We start from the raw sequence: 21,905 nt of genomic DNA, 5'->3' as shown, positions 1-21,905 counted from the left end.
GATATATGGGGTATCGACTAGGCGTTGATGTCGGGGGAACCTTTACCGATCTATTGCTGTTCAATGATGAAACCGGACAATTCTGGCGCACCAAAACACCGTCCACCCCCCACGATAGCTCCGAAGGCATCTTGAACGGTGTGAACGCCATTTGTACCGATGCCGATGTGCAAGCCAGCGAGATCGAATATTTTCTCCACGGGACAACTGTCGCCACCAATGCAGTTCTTGAAGGGAAAGGCGCAAAAGTCGGCCTTATAACCACCGAGGGCTATCGCGATATCATGCAGATTGCGCGGAGCTTTGTGCCCGGTGGTCTTGCTGCCTGGATTATCTGGCCAAAGCCACAGCCGCTAGCGGCGCTGGAAGATACTGTGACCGTGAAAGAACGCATGGATGCCGATGGTAACGAAGTCCGCCGGCTGGATGAAAGCAGCGTTTCCGAAGCCATCACACATCTGAAAAATCAGGGTGTGGAAGCCGTCACAGTGTCGCTAATGAACGCCTATACCAATGGCGCGCACGAAAGCCGGATTGGCGAGATGGTCGCGGCTGAAATGCCGGATGTCCCCTATTCGCTAAGCCATGAAGTGCTTCCTGAGATGCAGGAATATGAGCGGACCTTGACCACGGTTGCCAATGCAGCGGTGCGGCCAGTCGTGGGCCACTATGTCTCAAACCTCCGATCCAAGCTCGCTGACGCCGGAATGGCAGGACGCTTCTCGCTATTACGCTCGGACGGCGGTCTGATGTCTTCGCAAAAGGCAGAAGAGCATCCGGTCAACATTCTGATGTCCGGTCCGGCAGGCGGCGTCACCGGCGCTGTCTGGGTAGCAAAAAATGCGGGCCTTAAAAATATCCTGACGCTGGATGTTGGGGGCACCTCAACCGATGTGGCGCTCATCGAAAATCTGGAACCGAGGCGGGTGCGAACAACCGAAGTCGGCCATTTGTCGGTGCGCGCTTCTTCATTGGATGTGAAAACAGTCGGCGCTGGCGGCGGTTCGATTGCTTATGTGCCAGAGCTGACTGGAGCGTTGCGCGTTGGTCCGCAATCCGCAGGCGCGGTGCCGGGACCGGTCGCCTATGGCAAAGGCGGCGAAGAACCGACGGTTACAGACGCCAATGTTGTTCTTGGATATTTGCCGGAAAACTTGCTCGGCGGCTCTTTCCAACTCGACCGCGAAGGTGCTAAGAAATCGGTTCAAAAAATCGCCGATGCACTGGGCATTGACCTAATGTCAGCTGCGCGTGGCATAATCGATATTGTAAACGAAAATATGTTCGGCGCACTTCGAATGATCTCGGTCCAACAAGGCTATGATCCTCGCCACTTCGCCCTCATGGGTTTTGGCGGAGCAGGACCACTGCACGTTAACGCGGTTGCCAAGCTGATGGGCAGCTGGCCAGCGGTATCGCCGGTATCTCCCGGTGTACTCTGTGCGCTCGGCGACGCAACCACGCGGATGCGTACAGAAACGGCGCGCTCTTTCTCTCGCCTTGCAACCACGACGAAAGCATCCGAGCTGATCGCGATCCTGAAGGAAATGGCCGATCAAACCCGTGCGGAATTGCTATCTGATGGCGTTGCGGAGGCAGACATTACCAGCGAGTTCGAAGTCGATGTCCGCTATGCCGGGCAGGCTTTCGAGGTGCCATTGACTATCACACCGGAAGTGCTGGATCGCGATGGGATTAACGGCATTTTGGCCCGCTTTGACGAAGAGCATCACCGCCTCTTCACATTTAACATGGATACACCGCATGAGATTGTGAACCTGCGCGCCGTGGCTCTGGGGCAATCACTCAATTTACCAGCCGCCGAGTTACCAAAGGGCAATGGCGACCCATCGGATGCCAAAATCCGCGATCATAAATTGTGGATGGATGGCGCAGAACAGGACGGGGCAATTTACGATCGCGCCAAACTCAAACAGGGTGATGTCATAACTGGGCCGGCGATCGTGGTGGAGATGGACTCGACGACCCTCATTGAAACAGGCTGTATCGGCGAAGTCGATGCGGTCGGCAATATCCTTATCAATCTGGCGGAGGGACAATAAAATGCCTGCAACAATCATTGAAACCAATGACACGCCGTTTGAGAAAATCGATATTGATCCGGTTACACTCGACATTATCGAAAACGCCCTGCGTAATGCGCGCATTGAAATGGACGCGACACTGGTTCGCACGGCCATGTCTCCCGGCATCAGGGAACAGGGCGATGCTTTCCCGCTAATCGCCGATCACACCGGCAAAATGATTGTTGGTCAGTTTGGCAGCTTTATCGATGGCTTCCTGCGGCAATTTGACGGCACGCTGGAAGACGGTGACATGATATTCCTGTCCGATCCCTATAGCTGCGAGGGTGCGGTTAGCCACAATAACGACTGGCTGATTTTGCTGCCGATATTCAAGGATGGTCGGTTGATTGCATATACCGCGATGTTTGGACACCAATCTGACATTGGCGGCAAGGTTGTCGGCTCCATGCCGATTGACGCCAAGTCCATCTTTGAAGAAGGCGTGCGTATTCCGCCGGTGAAAATCTGGAAAAAGGGCGAATATAACGAAGATCTGATGAAGCTTGTCATGCACCAGACGCGCAAGCCGGATTGGTGTCAGGCGGATCTCAACGCGATTATCGCATCCTGCCGCGTAGCCGCCCGGCGCGTCATCGAAATGGCAGAACGATTTGGTGACGATGTCTACGTTTCTGCAACGCAAGAGTTGCTGGCGCGCAATCACAGGGCGATGAAAACCCTTATTGGTCAGGCAATTGGTGAAGAGCCGGTCAGTTTTGAAGACTATATTTGTGACGATGGCATTGGTGCCGGTCCTTACAAGATCAAATGCACCATGCGGCGAGAGGGTGACAGAGTTATTCTCGACTTCGAGGGAACCGATCCGCAAAGTGGGGCTTCGATCAACTTTTTCCTCAATGAGAATATGTTCAAGATGTTCTTTGGCATCTACATGATCATGGTTTTCGACCCGCAAATCCTGTTCAATGACGGTTTCTATGATCTGATTGATGTACGGATTCCGGAAGGATCGCTGCTCAAACCGAAATTCCCGGCAGCATTGTCGGGCCGCACCCATGCACTGGGCCGGATTTTTGATATTCTCGGCGGATTGCTGGGCCAGAAGACACCGGAATTCCTCAATGCTGCGGGCTTCTCATCATCACCACATCTGTTCTATTCCGGCAATGACAAGAAAGGCGACTGGTTTCAGCTGTTCCAAATCGGCTTTGGCGGCATTCCGGGACGGCCGCTGGGTGATGGACCGGATGGGCATTCGCTATGGCCCGGCTTTACCAATGTGCCGAACGAGTTTCTGGAGCGCTATTTCCCGCTGCGGATTGAGCGCTACGAGACAGCACCGGATAGCGGCGGAGCGGGGCTGCATCGCGGTGGTAACGGTATCTACCTTACCTATCGCTTCCTCGCATCCGGCACGATCTCTATCCATGATGACCGCTGGTTCGTTCCGCCATGGGGCGTGAATGGTGGTGAGCCGGGCAAGCGTGCGCGGAAAATCCTCGAGAAAGAGGATGGCAGCAGCACCATCATCGGGAATAAAGTGGAGGAAGTTGCCGTGGAAGAGGGTGATCAGTTGCACTTCATCACCTGGGGCGGCGGCGGATGGGGGAGCCCGCTGGAACGCGACCCCGAGCTGGTAGCCCTGGAAATCCGCCAAGGACTGGTCACGGTTGATGGCGCGCGCGAATATGGCGTGGTCATCGCCGATGACGGGAAAGTTGACACAGCTGCAACGGAAAGGTTGCGCGCCGATATGGCAAACCGGATCATCGAAACCGACAGCCCGTTTAACTTCGGACCGGATATCGAAACGCTGCGCACCAACTGTCTGGAGGAAACCGGCCTACCCGCGCCCGTGCAACCGGGACAAACCGCCGCATAGCCACCCATCCTTCTGCTAGTGGACTTCCCCCTTGCCGCCGATCATCACGGCGGCAAGGGAGAGCTTTACACATGAGCATTTTGGACAATTTCAAACTGGAAGGTGATGTTGCGGTTGTCACCGGCGCTGGCAAAGGCATTGGCCGCGCGATAGCGCTAGGTCTGGCAGAGGCAGGCGCAGATGTTGCGCTCGCCGCACGAACGGCGGGTGATCTGGAAGCCGTGGCGGAAGAGATCCGCGCGCTGGGTCGCAGGGCGATAACCGTCGCCACCGATGTCACCGACATGGTGGCGCTCGAACATCTGGCCGAACGGACCGTCGAAGAGCTGGGCAAACTGACAATCTGGGTCAGCAATGCCGGCGGCCTGCCCGATGGTACGCCCCGCTATCTGACCAAAACACCAGAGGCCAACTGGGATGCACAGATTGACCTCAACCTCAAAAGCGTCTGGATGGGCGCTGTTGTCGCCGCCAAACATATGCAGGATGACGGCGGCGTGATCATCAACACCTCATCCCGCGCATCCTTTGGCGGACAGATCAAAAACGGTCCTTATGGCGCCTCCAAGGCGGCGGTGAACAGCCTTACCAGCACCTTGTCCCTTGAACTTGCCCCGAAAATCCGCGTCAACGCTGTAGCCCCCGGTCCGATACCGACCGAGAATTTTGACGAATCCATGGGAGTAAAATCCGAAGAGGACCGGGAAAAGCTGCTCAAGCATATCGGCATCCCGTTGCAACGCTATGGTACGGAAGACGATATCGCCGCAGCCGTCATCTATATGGCTTCACCGGCGGCTAGCTGGGTGACCGGCCAGTGCCTGTTCGTGACCGGAGGGCGATAAACGAAAGATTGCAGGTATCTGCCAAACTGGGCTAGCATCTATCAAACAATAGATTGCGACGCGCTTGAACAATATATTTCCGATATTCCAGTTTCTGAAAGACAAGACCGAGACCGGTCTGGACTGCACCCTTGTGACGCTGACGGCGGTCACAGGCGCCTCCACCCGCAATCCCGGCGCGCATATGGCAGTCGCAGCGGATGGAAGTGCCGCGGGGTCCTTTTCCGGCGGTTGCATCGAAACGGCGGTGATCGCGGAAGCCGTGGACTGCATCAGCGCAGGTGCACCGCGCGAGGTCCGCTTTGGCGCGGGTTCGCCCTATCTCGACATTCGCCTTCCCTGTGGTGGCGGTATCGATCTGCTTTTTACGCCCTTGCCAGATGCGCAGGCCGCAACAGAACTACATAATGCAGTCGTGGAACGACATCCCTTCACCATCAGCATGGACCGCGAAACAGGGGCGCTAAGCTGTACGCCAGCCGAACAGGGTCAAGCCGTTATCAGCGCGGGATCATGGGTTCATGTCAATCACGTCCCTCCCGCAAAAATCGTGATCCTCGGCCATGGCGCGGTGGTGGAGAATCTCGCCAATCTCACTGCGTCCTATGGACTCGATTGCGAAATATTGACGCCTGATGCAGACATAATGGTGCGTGTCACCGAACAGGGCGGTACCGTCAGTCTGCTCAAGACACCGGCGACGACCGATCTCTATCAGGCCGATCCATGGACCGCCTGTGTCTTTTATTTTCACGACCATGACTGGGAGGCAGAGCTGATGAAACAGGCGCTGGCTTCTCCAGCCTTTTACGTCGGCGCGATGGGCAGTTTCAAAACTCACGATACCCGCAAGGCTTTGCTCAGCGCCATTGGCGTCGGCGACGAAGACATAAAACGCATGAAAGCGCCCATCGGGATCATCCCGTCCACGCGTGATCCAGCGACGCTGGCGCTGTCCACGCTAACGGAGATTATCGAAACCTATCACAGCCGCTTCAGCCGTACCCATGGGAATATCGCGTTATAGCGACTGCCTCAAAGAGATTGGCCGTCATCCACGACCATATCCGAGCCTGTTACCGACCGTGATACATCGGATGAGAAATAGAGCATCATCGCATCAAGCGACGCCATGTCCTGCAAGCGGCGGCGATGGAATCCCGCAATCTGGGCCTTGCCACCCGCGGTCTGATACCAGTCGCCCTGAATTTCGGTGGCGATATAGCCGGGATGGATGGTGTTCACGTTCACCCCCTGTCGCACCCATTCGCGCGCCATATTGCGTCCCAAATGGGTCACACCTGCTTTGGTTGCGGCATAGGCGCTGTCGCCATTGGCGGTCAGTCGGGAAGTAATGGAACCGACAATGGTGATACGTCCGTTTTCCTTCTCTCGGCTACCGCTGACGATCAGACGTTTTGCCCCTTCTCGTGCGGCTGCATAGACACCCATGAAATTTGTGTTCACCAGCCGCTGCACATCAGCCAGCGGCAATTCGGTTGCCCGCCCCGGCTCGCTGAACCCGGCATTGGCAACAATCGAATCCACAATGCCATATTCTTCTTCTGCTGCATCATAGGCACTGATGACGGACGCCTCATCCGTCACATCGAGAGGCACCGCCAATGCATTGCCGCCGGCTGCCACAATTTTATCTGCTACTTCGGCCGTTCGATCCGTTCGGCGTGCGCCCAGCACAACATTGGCCCCTGCTGCGCCAAATAGTTCTGCGAAATGGGCGCCTAGTCCGGAGGATGCCCCGGCGATCAAAGCGGTCCGACCGGCGAGTGAGAAGGGAATGTCCATATTTGTCCTCTGGATTATGCGTTATCACAATAGGCTCTAGACCATCGCCATTGGCTCGGCCAATATCGCTTTGCATAGGGGCAAAGGAAGAGGATAGACATGATCAACGCATCTCTGGATTATAAAGGTAAAATAGTGTCCGTCATTGGCGGCTCCAGCGGAATCGGCAATGCCACGGCACAGGCTTTCCGGGAATGCGGTGCGGAGGTTCATGTCACCGGCACCCGTGCCGGGACCGATGACTATTCCAAAGACGAAGGCTCTGATCTGGAAGGCCTGCATTATGCACAGGTCGATGCCGCCGACGACGACGCCATTGCCGCCTATCGGCAGACTTTCGATCGTCTGGATGTGCTGATCTGTTCACAAGGCATGGTGCTTTATAGGCGGCAGGAATTTGAACCCGACAATTTTGCCAAGGTGATACAGGTCAATCTCAACAGCCTGATGACCTTTGCTGGCCAGTTTCATGATCTGCTCAAAGAGGCCAAAGGTTCGCTGATCATCATTAGCTCCACCGCTGCCTTTCACGCGACCGTTGGCAATCCGGCCTATAATGCATCGAAAACCGGAGCGATGGGGCTAACGCGAACGCTCGGCAAAGCATGGGCTCCAGATGGCATAAGAGTAAACGGTATCGCACCCGGCCTCATCGCCACAAAGATGACGGCGGTGACAACTGAAAATCCGAAACGGCGGGACGCAACGATCCGTAATATCCCGGTTGGCCGCATTGGTGATCCCGAGGATATGGCGGGACTGTCGCTGTTTCTGGCCTCGCCATTGGCCAGCTATGTTGTCGGGCAGACGCTGATCGCGGACGGCGGATTGTTATTGTAAAGATCAGCCCGTTTCTGGTGGTGTATCTGATACGGCTCTGGCGGCATGGAGATAAGCGATTATCGCCAGGGTCAGGCTCAATATCGTGATCCCGATCACCGCATAGTTGAGCGAAAGCGTGCCATGGTCCGGTGCCAAGCTATCGCTGATCGCTCCGGCCACGGCAGGACCGATGAAATAGCCGAGAAAAGTCGCGGACAGACTGGCTATCGAGGAGGCTGTACCCCGCTCGGTCGGTGATACGGATGACTGCATCATCGCTATAGCCGGTCCTTGCGTGGACGAATGTACGCCATAGCCAACGGCATAGAGGATGAGTGCCAGGATCAAGTTGTCGGTCAGCAGGCAAAGGCACAGCAGTGGCAGCGCGACCAGCACGACAATAGCACAATACCATGCCCGCCATTTCGGATTTCTGAGGGCCAGCTTGTCCGTCACATAGCCGCCTATGATCATCCCGGGAACGCCGCCCGCAATCCAGACAATACCCAGATAGATACCCACCTGCGACACCGGAATCTCGAAATTGCGGATCAGGATGGGTGCCAGCCAGATGGCAAAAGCATAAGAAGCCGTGACCGCCAGGGCGTTAGCCAGAGCCACGCGCATGAAGATCCGGTTGCGCCAGAGCGAAGCCATGGTTGTGGTGAAGGGTTCCTGCGTCGTCGCTTTGGTCGTTTCCTTGCCGGCTTCGGAGAACTGGCTGCGGTCGGGTTCTTTGACCGTCAGATAGATCAGCACACCAAGTAAGACGCCCGGCAATCCGAGAATGATGAACGTCCAGCGCCAGCCATAGGCTTCTGCGAGCAGTCCGCCTGCGACAAAACCAACCACGGGACCGAGCACGGCACCGACCGAAAACACGCCCATCGCGCGTGATAATTCATGGGATTGGAAATAATTGGTCAGGATGGAAATGGCCGGGGGATTGCCACCGGCCTCTCCGACACCAACGCCCAGGCGGGCGAGGAACAGGGTCCAAAATCCTGTCGCAACACCGCATAGCGCAGTCATCAGACTCCATAGACTCACAGCTATGGAGATCATTTTTTTCCGATTGGTACGATCTGCCAGCCGGCCCGCGGGTATCCCGAGCAAAACATAGAACAGCGTAAAAGCCGTTCCGGCCAACAGACCGATTTGTGTGTCGGTCAGGACAAAGTCCGCTTTGATATCCTCAATCAGGATCGACATGACCATACGGTCGGTGATGTTGAACATGTAGGTCAACATCATCACAAACAGGATATAGTAGCGGTATATGTTGCCCGTTGCTTTGCCCGGAATCGTGGCAGACTGTTGAACCATACTAATCCCCTCCCTGGGAGGAAGTGGGATAACGCGAAAAAGGGGGCACAGCCAGTCTGGCCGCACCCCCTTTTATGATAGGGCTATGATGTCTGCCTTACTGAGCAGCGGTCAATTTAACGTGCCGCCGCATATGATGATCGACGCTGCCAAATTCGCTTTCGATGATCGACAGCCGCTTGAAATAGCTGCCGACAGCCGTTTCATCGGTGACGCCCATGCCGCCATGGGTCTGCACCGCAGACTGGCCGACAAAGCGCGCCGATTGTCCGATCCGAACCTTGGCCGATGAGACCGCATGTTTGCGCGCCGCTTCGTCTTCATCCAGTTTGATTGTCGCCAGATAGGACATGGAGATCGACTGCTCATATTCCATGAACATATCGACCATCCGGTGCTGGAGCACTTGAAAGCTGCTGATCGGCACGCCAAATTGCTTACGCTGCTTTGCATATTCCAGTGTCATCGCGTGGGTCACCTGCATCGCACCGGTGGCTTCCGCGCAAACCGCCGCTGTTGCTTCATCGACAACTGTTTCGATCAATGGCAGGCCGTTATCCAGCTCTCCGATCAGGGCATCGGCCGCAACCGAAACATTTTCAAAATAGACTTCCGAAGCGCGGCGACCGTCGACAGTTGCGTAGTCGCGCAGGCTGACACCATCGGCATCCTTGGCGACGATGAACACCGATACACCACCTGCATCCGACTGCCCGCCGGATGTACGTGCCGTCACCACGAAATGGCTTGCCCAAGGCGCGCCGATCACGACCGCTTTGTGGCCGTTGAGCGAGTAACCGTCGCCATCTTTCTTGGCTGTGGTCGTCAGGTTGGCCAGATCATAGCGGCCCTGCGGCTCGGCATAGGCAAAGGCGAAAACCTTCTCACCGGCGATGATCGCGCTGAGATATTCTTCTTTCTGCGCAGCCGTTCCGGCATGTTTCAGGAAACCGCCGGCACAGACCACGCTGGGAATGAATGGCTCGACCACCAGGCCTTTGCCAAATTCTTCCATGATCAGCATGGTTTCGACTGCACCGCCGCCAAAGCCGCCATCTTCTTCAGAGAAGGGTGCCGCCAGCATGCCCAGTTCGGCAAGCTGTGCCCAGAATTCCGGCCGCCAGCCGGATTCACTGGTGATCACGGCGCGGCGTGTATCCCAGTCATATTGTTCCCGAACCAGTCGTGAAATACCGTCACGAACCATATTCTGTTCGTCAGAAAAATTGAAATCCATAGTTTCGCTTTCTTATTATATTTGCGGGTTGGATCTAAAGTCCGAGGACCATTTTGGTGATGATGTTACGCTGAATCTCGTTCGATCCCCCGTAGATCGATGTCTTTCGCATGTTGAAATAGGTCGGTGCCGCGCTGTGCGCATAGTCCGGTCCGATCGGAAAGTCGTTAGAGCCATCTGCCGGGAAGCTGCGGAAATCAGGCGTGCCATAATGGCCAACCGCTTCCAGCGTCAGTTCGGTCAGGCGCTGCTGAATTTCCGTACCCTTCACTTTCAACAAGGAACTTTCCGGACCAGGACCCTTACCCGCCTGTTCACCGGCCAGCGTCCGTAGCTCGGTAATTTCCAGAGCTGCGAGATCAATTTCCAGCTGGCTGATCTTGGTGGCGAAACCCATATCCTGAAGCAGCGGCTCGCCATCGAGCATTTCGTGTGTGGCAATTTCTTTCAGCTGCTCGACACCGCGTTTCGAACGCGCCACGCCGGCAATACCAGAGCGTTCGTGCGCCAGCAGGAATTTCGCGTAGGTCCAGCCTTTATTCTCTTCGCCAATCAGGTTTTCCACTGGCACGCGCACGTCGGTTAGCCAGACTTCGTTGACCTCATAGCCGCCATCGATCAGCTTGATCGGGCGGACTTCGATACCGGGCGTTTTCATGTCCACCAGAATGAAGCTGATACCTTGTTGCGGCTTGGGCGCATTGGGATCGGTGCGGCACAGGAAGAAACCCCAATCGGCATGCTGCGCCAATGTTGTCCATGTCTTCTGGCCATTGATGATGTAATCATCGCCATCGCGCACCGCGGTTGTTTTCAGCGACGCAAGGTCTGAACCGGCGCCGGGCTCGGAATAGCCCTGACACCACCAGGTATTGCCGCTTTTAATGCCCGGCAGATGCTTGGCTTTCTGCTCTTCATTGCCAAATGTGTAGATAACCGGGCCAACCATGGCGACGCCGAAGGGCAGCGGCATAACCGCATTCACACGTGCATTTTCCTCTGACCAGATATAGCGCTGCGTCGGGGTCCAGCCGGTACCGCCATATTGCTCAGGCCAAGCCGGAACGGACCAACCTTTTTCGCCGAGAATTTTGTGCCAGGCGGTCATATCTTCAGGGCTCATATCGTCCTGAACCGCCGCACGTTCGATATTCTGAGGGTAATTATTCTCAATAAAGCTGCGCACTTCGTCGCGAAAAGCTTTTTCTTCTGCAGTGAACTCCAGGTTCATGACCGACTCTCCAATGATTAATTCGGCCGCAACATACGCCAAAAACCGCAGAAAACAAGCTGATCTAAAGACCGTAGCAGGTGACGCTACGGCAAGCGCGACTCTCGTGGACATTCACTTTCAAGAATCGCCGAACCCGTTTAATCGACTCATTAAATATCAGCGGAATATTTATCCTTCCGGCGTTTTCCGAAACGCATCCCGCTTTCCAGTTTTGCTCTCAGCGCTGTGTAATAAGCTTCCAGAAATATTCGTTCATCACCGGTGCCAGGCTCCCAACCAATTTTGGCGCAGATTGATTTCGTCACTGTTTCCAGTGCTTCGTCGGTTCCGGTTCTGAGGACGCTTTCCAGCGTCTGCAGCTCAAACTCTCCATAGACAGACAGATCAGCGTCCGAAAATTCATAGCGCGCCGACGCCTGCCCGGCGCCCGCGCCATTCGCATCGGCCGAAGGCGCCACAACGCCGCCCAGATTCCGCTTCACATTCTGGATTACCCACGTCCCCGCAATCAGATCACCACAGCGCAGACGATCCTTGTTGAACAAGGGAAAGAGCAGAAACATCAAAACCCAGAGGAAGCCCGCCCACGCCGTAAAGTCGCTCATGGTGCCCTCGGCCTCGCCGGATGTTATAAACACAAGCGGCAGAAACAGTTCGATATCCCGGATGATGTTACGCGCAATCACCGCCTCTGCGGTCAATCGCCCGCCGTCGCGCGCGGCAACCCGAATGCCGACGGCGCGCTTACCCCATGTGGCCGCACGTTCACCCAATTCGAAATAGAGGAAATAGGCGTTACGGAACAGAAACACGGCGATGATCCAAAGGACAAAGACCACGTTTAACGGGCCGCTTGTTTCCAGACTGACACCTGCACCAAAAGCAGCCTCAAAGCCCCACAAAACAAGCAGTCCCAGCAGCGTCACACCAAGGATGAGACCTAAGATGATAAGGATATCCAGCGTCAAGGCGCCGGCGCGTGCACCGGCAGTGGCAACGGTTACATTAAGTGGAACGCCCTCCGGAGAGACCATCACCCGGTCCAGCTTGGGGTTGGTTGATCGCCTGATCCAGGGATCGGTCGTTGTCGTGTTCATGACCCGCTCTCCGCACGGTTACGACCAAAGACAAAGAAATAAACCAGCCAGAATGTCAGCATTGCGCCGCCAACCGCATAACGCAGGGCGGTACTGTTGATCAGCTGACGCGCGAAACCTTCCAGCAGACCTGCGCAAATCAGCATGATTACCACACCGGCCATTACCAGAGCTGCTCGCTTGCCAGCATCACTCGCAGCCGTCAGATGGGATTTTGTACCGGGAAAGGCAATAGAGCGCCCGACATGAATACCGGCCGCACCGGCCAGCAGGATCGCGAACAGTTCGGTTGTGCCATGAATGGATAGCCAACCGACAAATTCCAGCGTCAAGCCGCGCTGGGCAAACACCCATAACATCGCGCCTAGAAGGGCCATATTGTGAATCAGCAGCAAGATGCTGGGTATTCCAAAAGCAAAGCCCAGCGCGAACGCGAGGATAGCGACCTGCGCATTGTTGCTGAACAAATAGGCCGCGAAAACGCCCAGGCCATCCTGTTTCTCGGCACCGAAAAGCGTCCCGCGCAAAGCTTCTTCGCTGGCACCCGGCACCCGGACTTCGGCAAAGTTCCCAGGAACGAGAGCATAATACCAGTCGCTATCGCCGGCGACGAGTGCATAGCCGATCAAGGTCCCGGCGATCATGACGAATAACGCAATCCAGATATCCAGCTTGATCTCGCGGATAGCCTGGCTCCAACCGCCGCCGAAAAAGCCCTTTAGCCAGCGGCCAAAACTGGTCTGGGTACCATAAACCATGAAGTAGGACCGCAGCGCCAGGCCTTCGAGATAGTCGATCAGCCCGGCATCAAGAGAGCTTTCGCGGGCGATAGAAAGGCTCGACAGCAATGTCCGATAAAGCGTCGGGAGCGCAAGCACATCCTCATCACTCAACCGCCGGGTCTTGCCCTTTTCCATCTTGGTGACAATTTCTTCCAGCCGTATCCAGTCTGCTTCCCGTTCAAGACGAAAGCGGTCGCTTTTTAGGGCAGCGGTTTCAATCGCTTGCTGTATGTTGGAGTCGGTTGCCACACTCGCCATCAAATCGCTCCCCGCCGCTTGATTTTAAGGTAGCTGTTAATCAGGCGCGTTCCGATATTTTCATGCGCTCCTTCAACCACATCAATACCCATATGCTGAAGCCGGGTTACAACCAGCTTTTTCTGGTCGAGCAGACTCTGGGCGGTCACGCTGCGCGCTACATCTTCGGCATTTTCCGGTTTCTTCTCAATTAATTCCAACAATTCCTTGTCTTCCAGCACCACGAACAGCACCAGATGTTTGTCAATCAACCGTCCAGCAGCCTCCAGCATCAAATCCGCGCTGGTCGGGTCGGTAAAATCTGTAAAAATAATAATCAGCGAGCGCCGCTGCAAACGGCTGGAAAGTGCTGACAAGGCCAAGGTGTAATTGCTTTCCTGATGCCGGTAGTCAATCGTCGCGGCATCCTGCTGCATCCGGTAAAAATTACGGCTGCCAGACAGAAAAGGCGTCGACAATTCCGGCTTTGCTGCAAAGCTGAACAGGCTTGTTTTATCACCGGATTTCAAGGTGATATATGCTGTCAGCAAAGCCGCCGACACCGCGCGATCGATACGCGGCAGACCGTCAATCGGTTCACACATGGCCGATCCGCAATCCAGCGCAAAGACAATCTGGTTGTTGCGCTCCGTATCATATTCCTTGGCCAGCAATTTACTGTGCCGCGCCGATCCCTTCCAGTCGATACTCCGCCGATCCATACCCGGCTGATATTCGGTCAGGGCCTCAAACTCGCTGCCCTCGCCGCGAAATTTGCGGGCCAACAGACCAAAAACGGAATCCCGCAGGAACATCTGTACGGTCGGGCTGCGTACAGCTGAAATATTGGGCATGACCGCTATGGATTGATCACTTTGCTTGGAGGTCTGACGCCATGCCAGACCCAGAGGACCTTTCCAGCGCAACCAGAGCTTTCCGATATCCCCTGTTCCCCTGCGGTTCGGTATGGTCGTTGTCGCGCCGCGATAGGTCGACTCTCCCGGTTCAGAACGATCAAGCGTAAATTCCATACGGCCGGAATCAGAAAGCCGGTCATCCACACCCAGATTGCCACTCACTTGCCGAGGGGTCATCAAACCGGCAAACTCGGCTTGCAGATCGAGCTCCAGCGGTGCGCCTATTTCGGTGCTATTGGGAACGGCAAGCCGGACATTGCCAGCCTTTGCAGCCATCAGGCCATCGACGACAAGCAGCAAGACCAACATAGCCGCCCAGGCTATGCCAACCGCCCAGAGGTTCGGCATCAGCGCAGCAAGCAACGCCGCAACCGGCGCGCCAATAGCGATCAGGAAAACAGCCCGGGCGGTGGGGTAGATCAACGCGGCGCTTCCGTGCGTTCTACCAAGGCTTCGATAATGGTGTCGACAAGGCGGCCTTCAATTTCCGCAGCGGGAGACAACAGAGTGCGATGCCGCAAGACAGATGGAGCAAGCGCTTTCACATCATCCGGCACGACATAGTCGCGGCCCGAAATCGCCGCCCTTGCTCGCGCCGCGGTCGCAAGCATAATCGCAGCCCTTGGACTGGCGCCGTTTTCCAGATCAGCGGTTTCACGGGTCGCACGAACCAGTCGGACGATATAATCGGTGACGTCTTCAACCAGTTTGACCGATTTCACGACTTCTGCCGCCGCGATCAGGGTTTTCTCATCCACTTGAGCGCTGATCCCAAAATCCTTGGGCCCTGGTGCGCCAATACGCTCGCCATATTGGGAGACGATTTTCTTTTCTTCTTCGGCATCGGGATATTCGATCAGCAGCTTAAACAGAAAACGATCGAGCTGTGCCTCAGGCAGAGGATAGACGCCCTGCTGTTCGATCGGGTTTTGCGTGGCCACCACCATGAACTGCGAGGACAGATCGTGTGTCTCTCCGTCAATTGTAACGGCTCGCTCCTGCATTGCCTCCAGCATCGCCGCCTGGGTTTTTGGCGGTGTCCGGTTGATTTCATCGGCCAGCAACAAGTCACAGAAAATCGGTCCGCGCGTCAGGGTGAATGTGCTCGTCTGGAAGTTGAAAAGGTTGGAGCCGACAATGTCGCCGGGCATCAGATCGGGGGTAAACTGGATGCGGCCAAAATCCAGACTGAGGGTGGCTGAAAAACATTGTGCAAGGAATGTTTTAGCCGTTCCTGGGGCCCCTTCAAGGAGAACATGGCCGGAGGAAAACAGAGCGATCAGCAGATGATCGACAATCTCTTCCTGTCCGATAATCGCCTTGCCTACTTCCGCGCGGATATTGTCCGCCAGCGTCTTTAATTCCCCGATATTCATCCGATGAGTTCCTTTTTCCAATGATAAAGCGCCGCAGCGTGATCGGCGGTTTCGCGAGAGTTTTGAGATTGATTGAGATTATTCAGCAGAGCCGTGAACCGGTAACCATCAACTTCACCCAGCATATCGAGTTTGCGATTCTGCTCCTCGCGATCTGCACCTGAAGACAGACCCAGGGCATGAATGGCCTCGTCACGGATCATCTTTCCATAAGGGTCGGCAACCATATGCTCGCGGCGCATCCGGTGAATGAAGCCAGCACTGTTGTTGACCAGCGCGGTCTTGCCAAAATCGATACTGCGACGCTCACGCACCGGCGGGCCAAAGCGATTAAACGCCATCCAGGCGGCGGCCAATGCTGCAATGATCAAACAGATTGTTGCCGATAAAAACGGCGGTTTGAACGCCAGCGTCAACAGATTGTCGGATGAGCCAAGACCGTTGAGAGTCAGGTCAAATATGATCGGGCCATCTGTCTGCGCCTGAAGCGCGGTGACAAGATCATAGGCATGACGCGCAATCTTTTCATTCCCCATGCCGGTGTTGTTCATCAAATCCGCATCGGCCACAATGACGACCGGATAGTAGGCCGAGTCTATCTCGTCATCCGCCGTCAAGACTGAAGGATCAAGACCTTCCAGATTGTCATAAATACCGCCATCATCGACATAGCCGATCAAAGACTCGCCATTTTCCGGGTCTTCGACAATGTTTCTAAGATAGTCGCCGGTCATGGTGTTATGAATGTCAGGCAAAGGAATAGGATCGCCAACAGCGCTATTGGCGATTTCGGACGGGTTGAAATCGGATTGCGTTGATTGCCGTTCGCTCGCAATCACGGCTTTGCTTTTGCCCTCATTGGCTTTTTGATCTTCTTCGGGGCGAATTGTCTGAAGCTCGACATCAACAATGTCGCTCAACATGCGAACGCCGGATTCACCGGGCACCGTACCCAAACGCGTAGCCCAGCCTTTTTTTGACTCCATGCCGACCAGATTTGTCGTTGCCACTTGCCATTTGGGAAGAATGATCATTGTCGGCCCGGCATAAGCGCGCTCTTGAATAATTTCGGCGATCTTTTCCGCTTCGGCATAGGCATTGGGCGTCAATATGAGCAGCCCGGGTTCGTCAATGGCGGCAGCAGAACGGGACAGTTTTACCTCGCGGCCGGTCTTTTCCAGTAGGTTCGCCAGAGCCTTGTAACCGACCAGACTGTTTGATGCGCCATGCGCCTGACCGTTTTTGCCCGAAGACAGGTTGTCACCAGCACCCAAGCCATAAAGCAGCGCAACAAAAGCAGCGAAGCCGATAGCGAACATGATGATGATGGTCGTGCGCTTGAACGGATTGGCCTGAACACTCATAATGGCACACTCATGAGGGCGTACTCATTTCACGCCCGCTTTCGGTTTGCGCCAACTGTCAGCCAGTGCAAATTCGCCATAGGCATTGCGCGAGGCGGTCCAGCCCTCTTCTCCGATCGGGGTCGCGGCAAAAATCCCGCGTTCGACATGTCCTGCGATAATCGCGAACATCGCCCGCGCCGTTTCGGGCAGGCTGTCAAACCGTTCAATCTCGCGGGATGTGTTGGATGGTCGAAGCAGATCGGGACGACGCTTCTCAATATCCTCAATGCTGCGAAACAGCAGCAGATGGGCCGCCTCGTCAAATTGCCCTTTGTCCGCCAGGACATCCGCTTCTTCGAGCAAACGCCTCGCCGCTGTTTGATCCGGTAGCCATTCTTCTTCCGCTTTGGGCTTGCGGCTACGCCAGTCCTGCCAATAAGGCGACAATATTACCCAGAGTAAAGTCAGCACCCCGGCCGCGAGCAGCACGATTAATATGATCCGCAAGGTTGGCCATGCCGCCACCAGACCCTCGGCAGCCGGGGCCAGAGCATCGCTCAACCATTCCAGAAAGTCGGTCCACCATTCGGGAGGCGGTTCCGGTGGCTTGGGCGTGATGTTGCTAAATTGAATCTCTTCATCACCGCGCACGTCTCTCCACGCGGCATCGAAAGAAGCGTTCTCGTTATCACCCTGTACTACTGCGTTTCGTGCCACTTTTCCGATGTTGCAGAATCTAGCAGCAGGAGCAAGGGCGAAGATGATCCATGGCAGGGCATTTCATCTGGTACTGAGCAATTGACAGCACCCGTCAGAGCAGGAATAAATCACTGCTTGTTAACGGGGCAATCACATGAAGAGTTTTGACATCGGCCGCGTGATGAGCGCCACCTTCGCGGTTATCGCACGGCATCCTGTTGTATTTCTGGGCCTGTCATTGATCGTTGCAGGATTGCCTTATGGATTGATGCAGTTTCTGGCGCTGAATCCCGATCAGCTTTCAGGCCCAATTGTCGATCTGTTATTTGCCGACGTGGAGGATTACTGGCTGGCATTCATGGTGTCTGGCATCAGTGTTTTCATCACCTATTTCATTCTGGCAGTATTGCTTCAAGCCATGCTGATTGTTGCGACCATCCGCGATATGCGAGGGCAGGACGTTGATATCGGCTTGTGTTTTGCCGAAGCGATGAAAAGGTTCTTGTCGCTTATCGGACTGGCGATTTTGTCACTGCTGGGGATAATATTAGGGTTAATCTTGTTCATTGTGCCTGGCGTGATTTTGATGCTGATGTGGATGGTGGCTGTACCGGCAATGGTCGTCGAAAATCTCAGTATAACGGACTCGCTGAAACGCAGCGCAGAGCTGGCTTCCGGATGAAAAGGCATGATGTTCCTGTTCGCCATTATTTTCATGATAGCCTCGGGAACCTTGTCCGGCATGTCCGAGGGGATCGGCTTTTTTAACTCTACCGCATCGGTTATTCTGACCATGGTTGCAGAAACCGCAGTCGCTGCGGTTCAAGCCGCCGGCGTCGCGGCTGTCTATGTTGAACTTCGTACGGTTAAAGAAGGGCCGTTGACCGACTCGCTGACAGATATATTTGCGTAAACAGACCCTGTCCTATTGTACCTCTTTGCCAAACACGAAGCTGTGCGGTATAGGTTGCATAATGATATTTATTTTAGGACGAGGCTTTGATGATTACACTGAATGTTAACGGCGAAGCAAAGGATGTCGATGTCGATCCGGCAACACCTATCCTTTGGGTGGTACGCGAAAATCTGAAAATGACCGGAACCAAATTTGGCTGCGGCGTTGCGCTTTGCGGAGCCTGCACCGTCCACCTGGATGGCAAGCCTGTCCGTTCTTGCTCAACCCCCGTTTCAGAGGCTGATGGCAAAGCAATCACCACCATCGAAGGTCTGGCCGAAGAAGACGGAACATTCAGCAAGGTCCAGCAAGCTTGGGTCGATCAACAAGTGGCCCAGTGCGGCTATTGCCAGTCGGGTCAGATCATGTCGGCGACGGCCTTGCTCAAGAATAATCCCAATCCCACTGATGAACAGATTGATGCCGCGATGGCAGGCAATATCTGTCGATGCGGAACCTATGTGAGGATACGCAAAGCAATCAAGACCGCTGCGGGCACATCCTCAGAAACGCAGGAGGCTTGATCATGGCGAACAAACAAAACTCTGAAACAGCGCCCAAAAAGGGCAAGTGGACCCGCCGTGCCTTCATAGGTGCTGGCGTAGTTGCCGGCGGCGCGCTGGTCATCGGCGTTGCAGTTCGCCCTGGTAATCCGATCGACCGGCTAAGCCCAATGGTCGCCAAGGGCAAAGGGGAGCAATTGATCAATGCCTGGGTGAAGGTTGATGCCGACAATATTGTCACGGCCATCATTCCTCATGTCGAAATGGGTCAGGGTGTTTTCACCTCGCTGGCGCAAATGCTTGCCGACGAGCTGGATGCGGACTGGAGCAAAGTCCGGATCCTGGAAGCGCCGGCAGATGCAAAATATGTTTCGCATGATATTGGCCGCGAGTTCCTTGCCCCCAATCTGGAAGTGCCGGCTATATTGGAACCGACGGTTGGCGGAACTTTCCTGCAACTGGCTACGGCCATGAACTTGCAGATTACCGGTGGCAGTTTCTCGGTTCGCGGAACCGGGCAACGCGCCATGCGGGTGGCCGGAGCGGCTGCGAAAGAAATGCTGATTGCCGCAGCAGCGGAGGAATGGAATGTTCCCGCCGGTGAATTGCGCGCAGAAAACAGTATGATCCTACACGACAAGAGCAATAAATCAGCTCCGTTTGCAGACTTTGCCGCCGCCGCTGCGGAACAAGGCCTTCCAAACAAGCCTAAGCTGAAGTCGCCCAAAGACTATAAGCTGATGGGCAAGGCCATGGCCCGCCATGATATTCCCGAAAAATCCAATGGCACGGCGCTATTTGGCATTGATGCGGACCTGCCCGGCATGAAATATGCCGCGGTGAAAGCCGCGCCCGTGGTTGGTGCGACCATCGAATCCATGAATGTCGATACCGCCAAATCCATGCCCGGTGTCCTGCAAATCCTGAACATGGGTGATTTTGTCGCTGTGGTTGCCGATGGATATTGGCAGGCGCAGCAAGCGCTTGGCACGATCGACGCCAAATATTCCAAGACTGAAGGCGACACGCTCAATCAGGATGCCCTGTTTGCGCGCTACGCAACGGTGCTGGACGAAGCCGGCGACGACGGCGGCGATGTCGAGACCGAGCAAGGCGACGTCACGGAGGCTTTTGCGGGTGCAGCCACCAAGGTTGAAGCTGAATATAAGGTCCCCTTCCTCGCCCATGCCACGATGGAACCAATGAACTGCACCGCCTGGGTGCGGGACGGGAAATGTGATGTCTGGTCTGGCCACCAGGCCCCGCTCATGGCCCGCAAGGCGGCAGCCGATACACTGGGCATTGATACAGATGCCGTGACCTACCACAATGCCTATCTTGGCGGCGGGTTCGGACGGCGGTCGGAAAATGATGCGATTATCATGGCAACCCGTATTGCCAAGGCGGTTTCCTATCCGGTGAAGATGATCTGGTCGCGCGAAGAAGACACGATGCAGGATCATTATCGCCCGTCGGCCACCAGCCGGTTCCGGGCCGGTCTGGACAAGGACGGCAAGGCGGTCAGTTGGAGCAATATCCATACGCACCTGTTCGACCCGCAAGAAGCACCCACCGTGCCTTATTATAATATTGCCAATCACAAGATCCGCAAAATCGATGTGCCGACCCATTTGCGTTTCGGTCCTTGGCGGTCTGTGGATCATAGCCAGCATGGCTATTTCATCGAAAGCTTCGTTGACGAACTGGCCCATGCAGCAGGCAAGGATGGCTATGCATATCGCCGCGAATTACTTGCGGGATCGAAGCGTCATCTGGCGGTTCTGGACAAGGCCGCTGAAATGGCTGGTTGGGACAAACCACTGCCCGAAGGCCATGGCCGGGGCATAGCTTTCGTGCCATCCTTCGGCACCATTGTCGCGGAAGTGGCCGAAGTTGACATGACCGGCGCGAAACCGAAGGTGAAGAAAATCTACGTCGCGGCAGACCCTGGCTTTGCGGTCAATCCTGATGGCTTTGCGGCACAGATGGAAAGCAGCATTGCTTACGGCCTCACCGCCACGCTCTATGGCGAAATCTCGGTCAAGGACGGCGCTGTTCAGCAGAGCAATTTCCATGATTATCCGATTTTGCGGATCAACGAGATGCCGGAAGTGGAAGTAGGGATCATCAACGGCGATCATAAACGCTTGGGCGGAGCCGGTGAACCGGGATTACCGCCACTGGCGCCCGCCGTTACCAATGCAATCTTCGCTGCTACGGGCAAACGCGTGCGTGAACTGCCGCTTAGCAAAGTGGATTTCGCCTAAGGCCATTCGCGCTGACCTTTAAAGGATAAATTGATGACAGTATTGTTCCGCGCAGCTGCGCCCATATTGGTAGTTACACTGGCCGCCTGCGGTTCGGACCCTGCGCCCGGACCGACAGAGCAGATTGTCGTTCGTGAGCCAGGTGCTGAAGCTCCAGATAGCGATGCAACCCCACCTGCAGCAGAAGCAAATGATAGCTTGATCGCAGCCGGCAAGGCAGCATTCAACACATGCATCGCCTGTCATGTCGTCGAAAAAGACGGTGCCAATCGGGTTGGCCCCAATCTTTATGGCATTGTCGGCCAGGCGGCGGCCAGCGTTGAAGGCTTCAATTATTCTGACGCCTTGGCCTCTTCAGGGATCACCTGGACCAAAGAGGAACTGGATGCCTATATCGCCAACCCGGCCGCCAGGGTCCCAGGCACGACAATGATGGCCGGTGCAATTACCGATGCTGGAAGACGTGAGGCCATTATTGCTTATCTCGAAAATGTATCTGCCAATTGAACGAAACAGCTAGTAACGG

General features: G+C 55.4%; 20 protein-coding genes. 10 read left to right on the top strand and 10 right to left on the bottom strand.

What is annotated here, in order from left to right; all coding sequences use genetic code 11:
* Positions 1 to 5: 5 nt before the first annotated feature.
* The 4 genes from DK507_RS04620 to DK507_RS04605 all read left to right on the top strand — a co-directional run bounded on the left by DK507_RS04620 (position 6) and on the right by DK507_RS04605 (position 5,802).
* Positions 6 to 2,063, top strand: coding sequence for a hydantoinase/oxoprolinase family protein (locus DK507_RS04620; protein ID WP_109355197.1), 2,058 nt, complete (start codon positions 6 to 8; stop codon positions 2,061 to 2,063).
* 1 nt (position 2,064) lies between these two features.
* On the top strand, positions 2,065 to 3,930 hold the full coding sequence (locus DK507_RS04615; protein WP_109355193.1) for a hydantoinase B/oxoprolinase family protein: 1,866 nt from the start codon (positions 2,065 to 2,067) through the stop codon (positions 3,928 to 3,930).
* Between the two features lie 71 nt (positions 3,931 to 4,001).
* Positions 4,002 to 4,775 carry an SDR family NAD(P)-dependent oxidoreductase gene (locus DK507_RS04610; RefSeq protein WP_109355190.1) on the top strand — a complete coding sequence of 258 codons (774 nt, stop codon included), beginning with the start codon at positions 4,002 to 4,004 and terminating at the stop codon, positions 4,773 to 4,775.
* A 64-nt stretch (positions 4,776 to 4,839) separates the two neighbouring features.
* Positions 4,840 to 5,802, top strand: coding sequence for an XdhC family protein (locus tag DK507_RS04605; protein ID WP_254054257.1), 963 nt, complete (start codon positions 4,840 to 4,842; stop codon positions 5,800 to 5,802).
* Between the two features lie 8 nt (positions 5,803 to 5,810).
* Here DK507_RS04605 and DK507_RS04600 read toward each other — a convergent pair whose 3' ends face one another.
* Positions 5,811 to 6,581: an SDR family NAD(P)-dependent oxidoreductase gene (locus DK507_RS04600; protein ID WP_109355189.1), complete on the bottom strand. Its 771-nt coding sequence runs from the start codon at positions 6,579 to 6,581 to the stop codon at positions 5,811 to 5,813.
* 102 nt (positions 6,582 to 6,683) lie between these two features.
* On the opposite strand from DK507_RS04600, the gene DK507_RS04595 reads away from it, so the two are divergent.
* The gene (locus tag DK507_RS04595; RefSeq protein ID WP_216822344.1) at positions 6,684 to 7,421 is read left to right on the top strand and encodes an SDR family NAD(P)-dependent oxidoreductase; all 738 of its coding nucleotides are present in this window, start codon (positions 6,684 to 6,686) and stop codon (positions 7,419 to 7,421) included.
* A gap of 3 nt (positions 7,422 to 7,424) precedes the next feature.
* On the opposite strand, the gene DK507_RS04590 is transcribed toward DK507_RS04595, so the two are convergent.
* The 9 genes from DK507_RS04590 to DK507_RS04550 all read right to left on the bottom strand — a co-directional run bounded on the left by DK507_RS04590 (position 7,425) and on the right by DK507_RS04550 (position 17,672).
* A complete protein-coding gene (locus DK507_RS04590; protein ID WP_109355186.1) occupies positions 7,425 to 8,729 on the bottom strand; it encodes an MFS transporter in 1,305 nt (434 codons plus the stop codon).
* Positions 8,730 to 8,826: 97 nt separating this feature from the next.
* A complete protein-coding gene (locus DK507_RS04585) occupies positions 8,827 to 9,966 on the bottom strand; it encodes an acyl-CoA dehydrogenase family protein (RefSeq protein ID WP_109355185.1) in 1,140 nt (379 codons plus the stop codon).
* A 34-nt stretch (positions 9,967 to 10,000) separates the two neighbouring features.
* Positions 10,001 to 11,197 (bottom strand): acyl-CoA dehydrogenase family protein, encoded by a 1,197-nt coding sequence (locus DK507_RS04580; protein WP_109355184.1) that lies wholly within the window; start codon positions 11,195 to 11,197, stop codon positions 10,001 to 10,003.
* Positions 11,198 to 11,349: 152 nt separating this feature from the next.
* Complete coding sequence (locus tag DK507_RS04575; protein WP_109355183.1) at positions 11,350 to 12,297, bottom strand: RDD family protein; 948 nt, start codon at positions 12,295 to 12,297, stop codon at positions 11,350 to 11,352.
* Complete coding sequence (locus DK507_RS04570) at positions 12,294 to 13,337, bottom strand: stage II sporulation protein M (protein WP_109355182.1); 1,044 nt, start codon at positions 13,335 to 13,337, stop codon at positions 12,294 to 12,296. The genes DK507_RS04575 and DK507_RS04570 overlap by 4 nt, the downstream gene beginning before the upstream one ends.
* A complete protein-coding gene (locus DK507_RS04565; RefSeq protein WP_254054256.1) occupies positions 13,337 to 14,656 on the bottom strand; it encodes a DUF58 domain-containing protein in 1,320 nt (439 codons plus the stop codon). The genes DK507_RS04570 and DK507_RS04565 overlap by 1 nt, the downstream gene beginning before the upstream one ends.
* A complete protein-coding gene (locus DK507_RS04560; protein ID WP_109355181.1) occupies positions 14,653 to 15,609 on the bottom strand; it encodes a MoxR family ATPase in 957 nt (318 codons plus the stop codon). The genes DK507_RS04565 and DK507_RS04560 overlap by 4 nt, the downstream gene beginning before the upstream one ends.
* A complete protein-coding gene (locus DK507_RS04555; RefSeq protein WP_109355179.1) occupies positions 15,606 to 16,973 on the bottom strand; it encodes a DUF4350 domain-containing protein in 1,368 nt (455 codons plus the stop codon). Before DK507_RS04555 ends, DK507_RS04560 begins: the two co-directional genes overlap by 4 nt.
* Positions 16,974 to 16,997: 24 nt before the next feature.
* The gene (locus tag DK507_RS04550) at positions 16,998 to 17,672 is read right to left on the bottom strand and encodes a hypothetical protein (RefSeq protein WP_162558894.1); all 675 of its coding nucleotides are present in this window, start codon (positions 17,670 to 17,672) and stop codon (positions 16,998 to 17,000) included.
* A 136-nt stretch (positions 17,673 to 17,808) separates the two neighbouring features.
* On the opposite strand from DK507_RS04550, the gene DK507_RS04545 reads away from it, so the two are divergent.
* The 5 genes from DK507_RS04545 to DK507_RS04525 all read left to right on the top strand — a co-directional run bounded on the left by DK507_RS04545 (position 17,809) and on the right by DK507_RS04525 (position 21,886).
* Positions 17,809 to 18,336 carry a hypothetical protein gene (locus DK507_RS04545; RefSeq protein ID WP_109355172.1) on the top strand — a complete coding sequence of 176 codons (528 nt, stop codon included), beginning with the start codon at positions 17,809 to 17,811 and terminating at the stop codon, positions 18,334 to 18,336.
* A gap of 6 nt (positions 18,337 to 18,342) precedes the next feature.
* On the top strand, positions 18,343 to 18,567 hold the full coding sequence (locus DK507_RS04540; RefSeq protein WP_109355171.1) for a hypothetical protein: 225 nt from the start codon (positions 18,343 to 18,345) through the stop codon (positions 18,565 to 18,567).
* 86 nt (positions 18,568 to 18,653) lie between these two features.
* Entirely contained in the window at positions 18,654 to 19,133 is a 480-nt protein-coding gene (locus tag DK507_RS04535; protein ID WP_301950663.1) for a (2Fe-2S)-binding protein, read from the top strand.
* 2 nt (positions 19,134 to 19,135) lie between these two features.
* Positions 19,136 to 21,379: a xanthine dehydrogenase family protein molybdopterin-binding subunit gene (locus tag DK507_RS04530; protein ID WP_109355169.1), complete on the top strand. Its 2,244-nt coding sequence runs from the start codon at positions 19,136 to 19,138 to the stop codon at positions 21,377 to 21,379.
* 33 nt (positions 21,380 to 21,412) lie between these two features.
* The gene (locus DK507_RS04525) at positions 21,413 to 21,886 is read left to right on the top strand and encodes a cytochrome c family protein (RefSeq protein WP_109355168.1); all 474 of its coding nucleotides are present in this window, start codon (positions 21,413 to 21,415) and stop codon (positions 21,884 to 21,886) included.
* Positions 21,887 to 21,905: the final 19 nt, after the last annotated feature.

The sequence above is a fragment of the Sphingorhabdus sp. EL138 genome, from assembly GCF_900258045.1.
In the GTDB taxonomy this organism is placed as follows: Bacteria; Pseudomonadota; Alphaproteobacteria; order Sphingomonadales; family Sphingomonadaceae; genus Parasphingorhabdus.
Note: the sequence above shows the minus strand (reverse complement) of the source record. Positions and strands in the feature narration are given on the sequence as shown.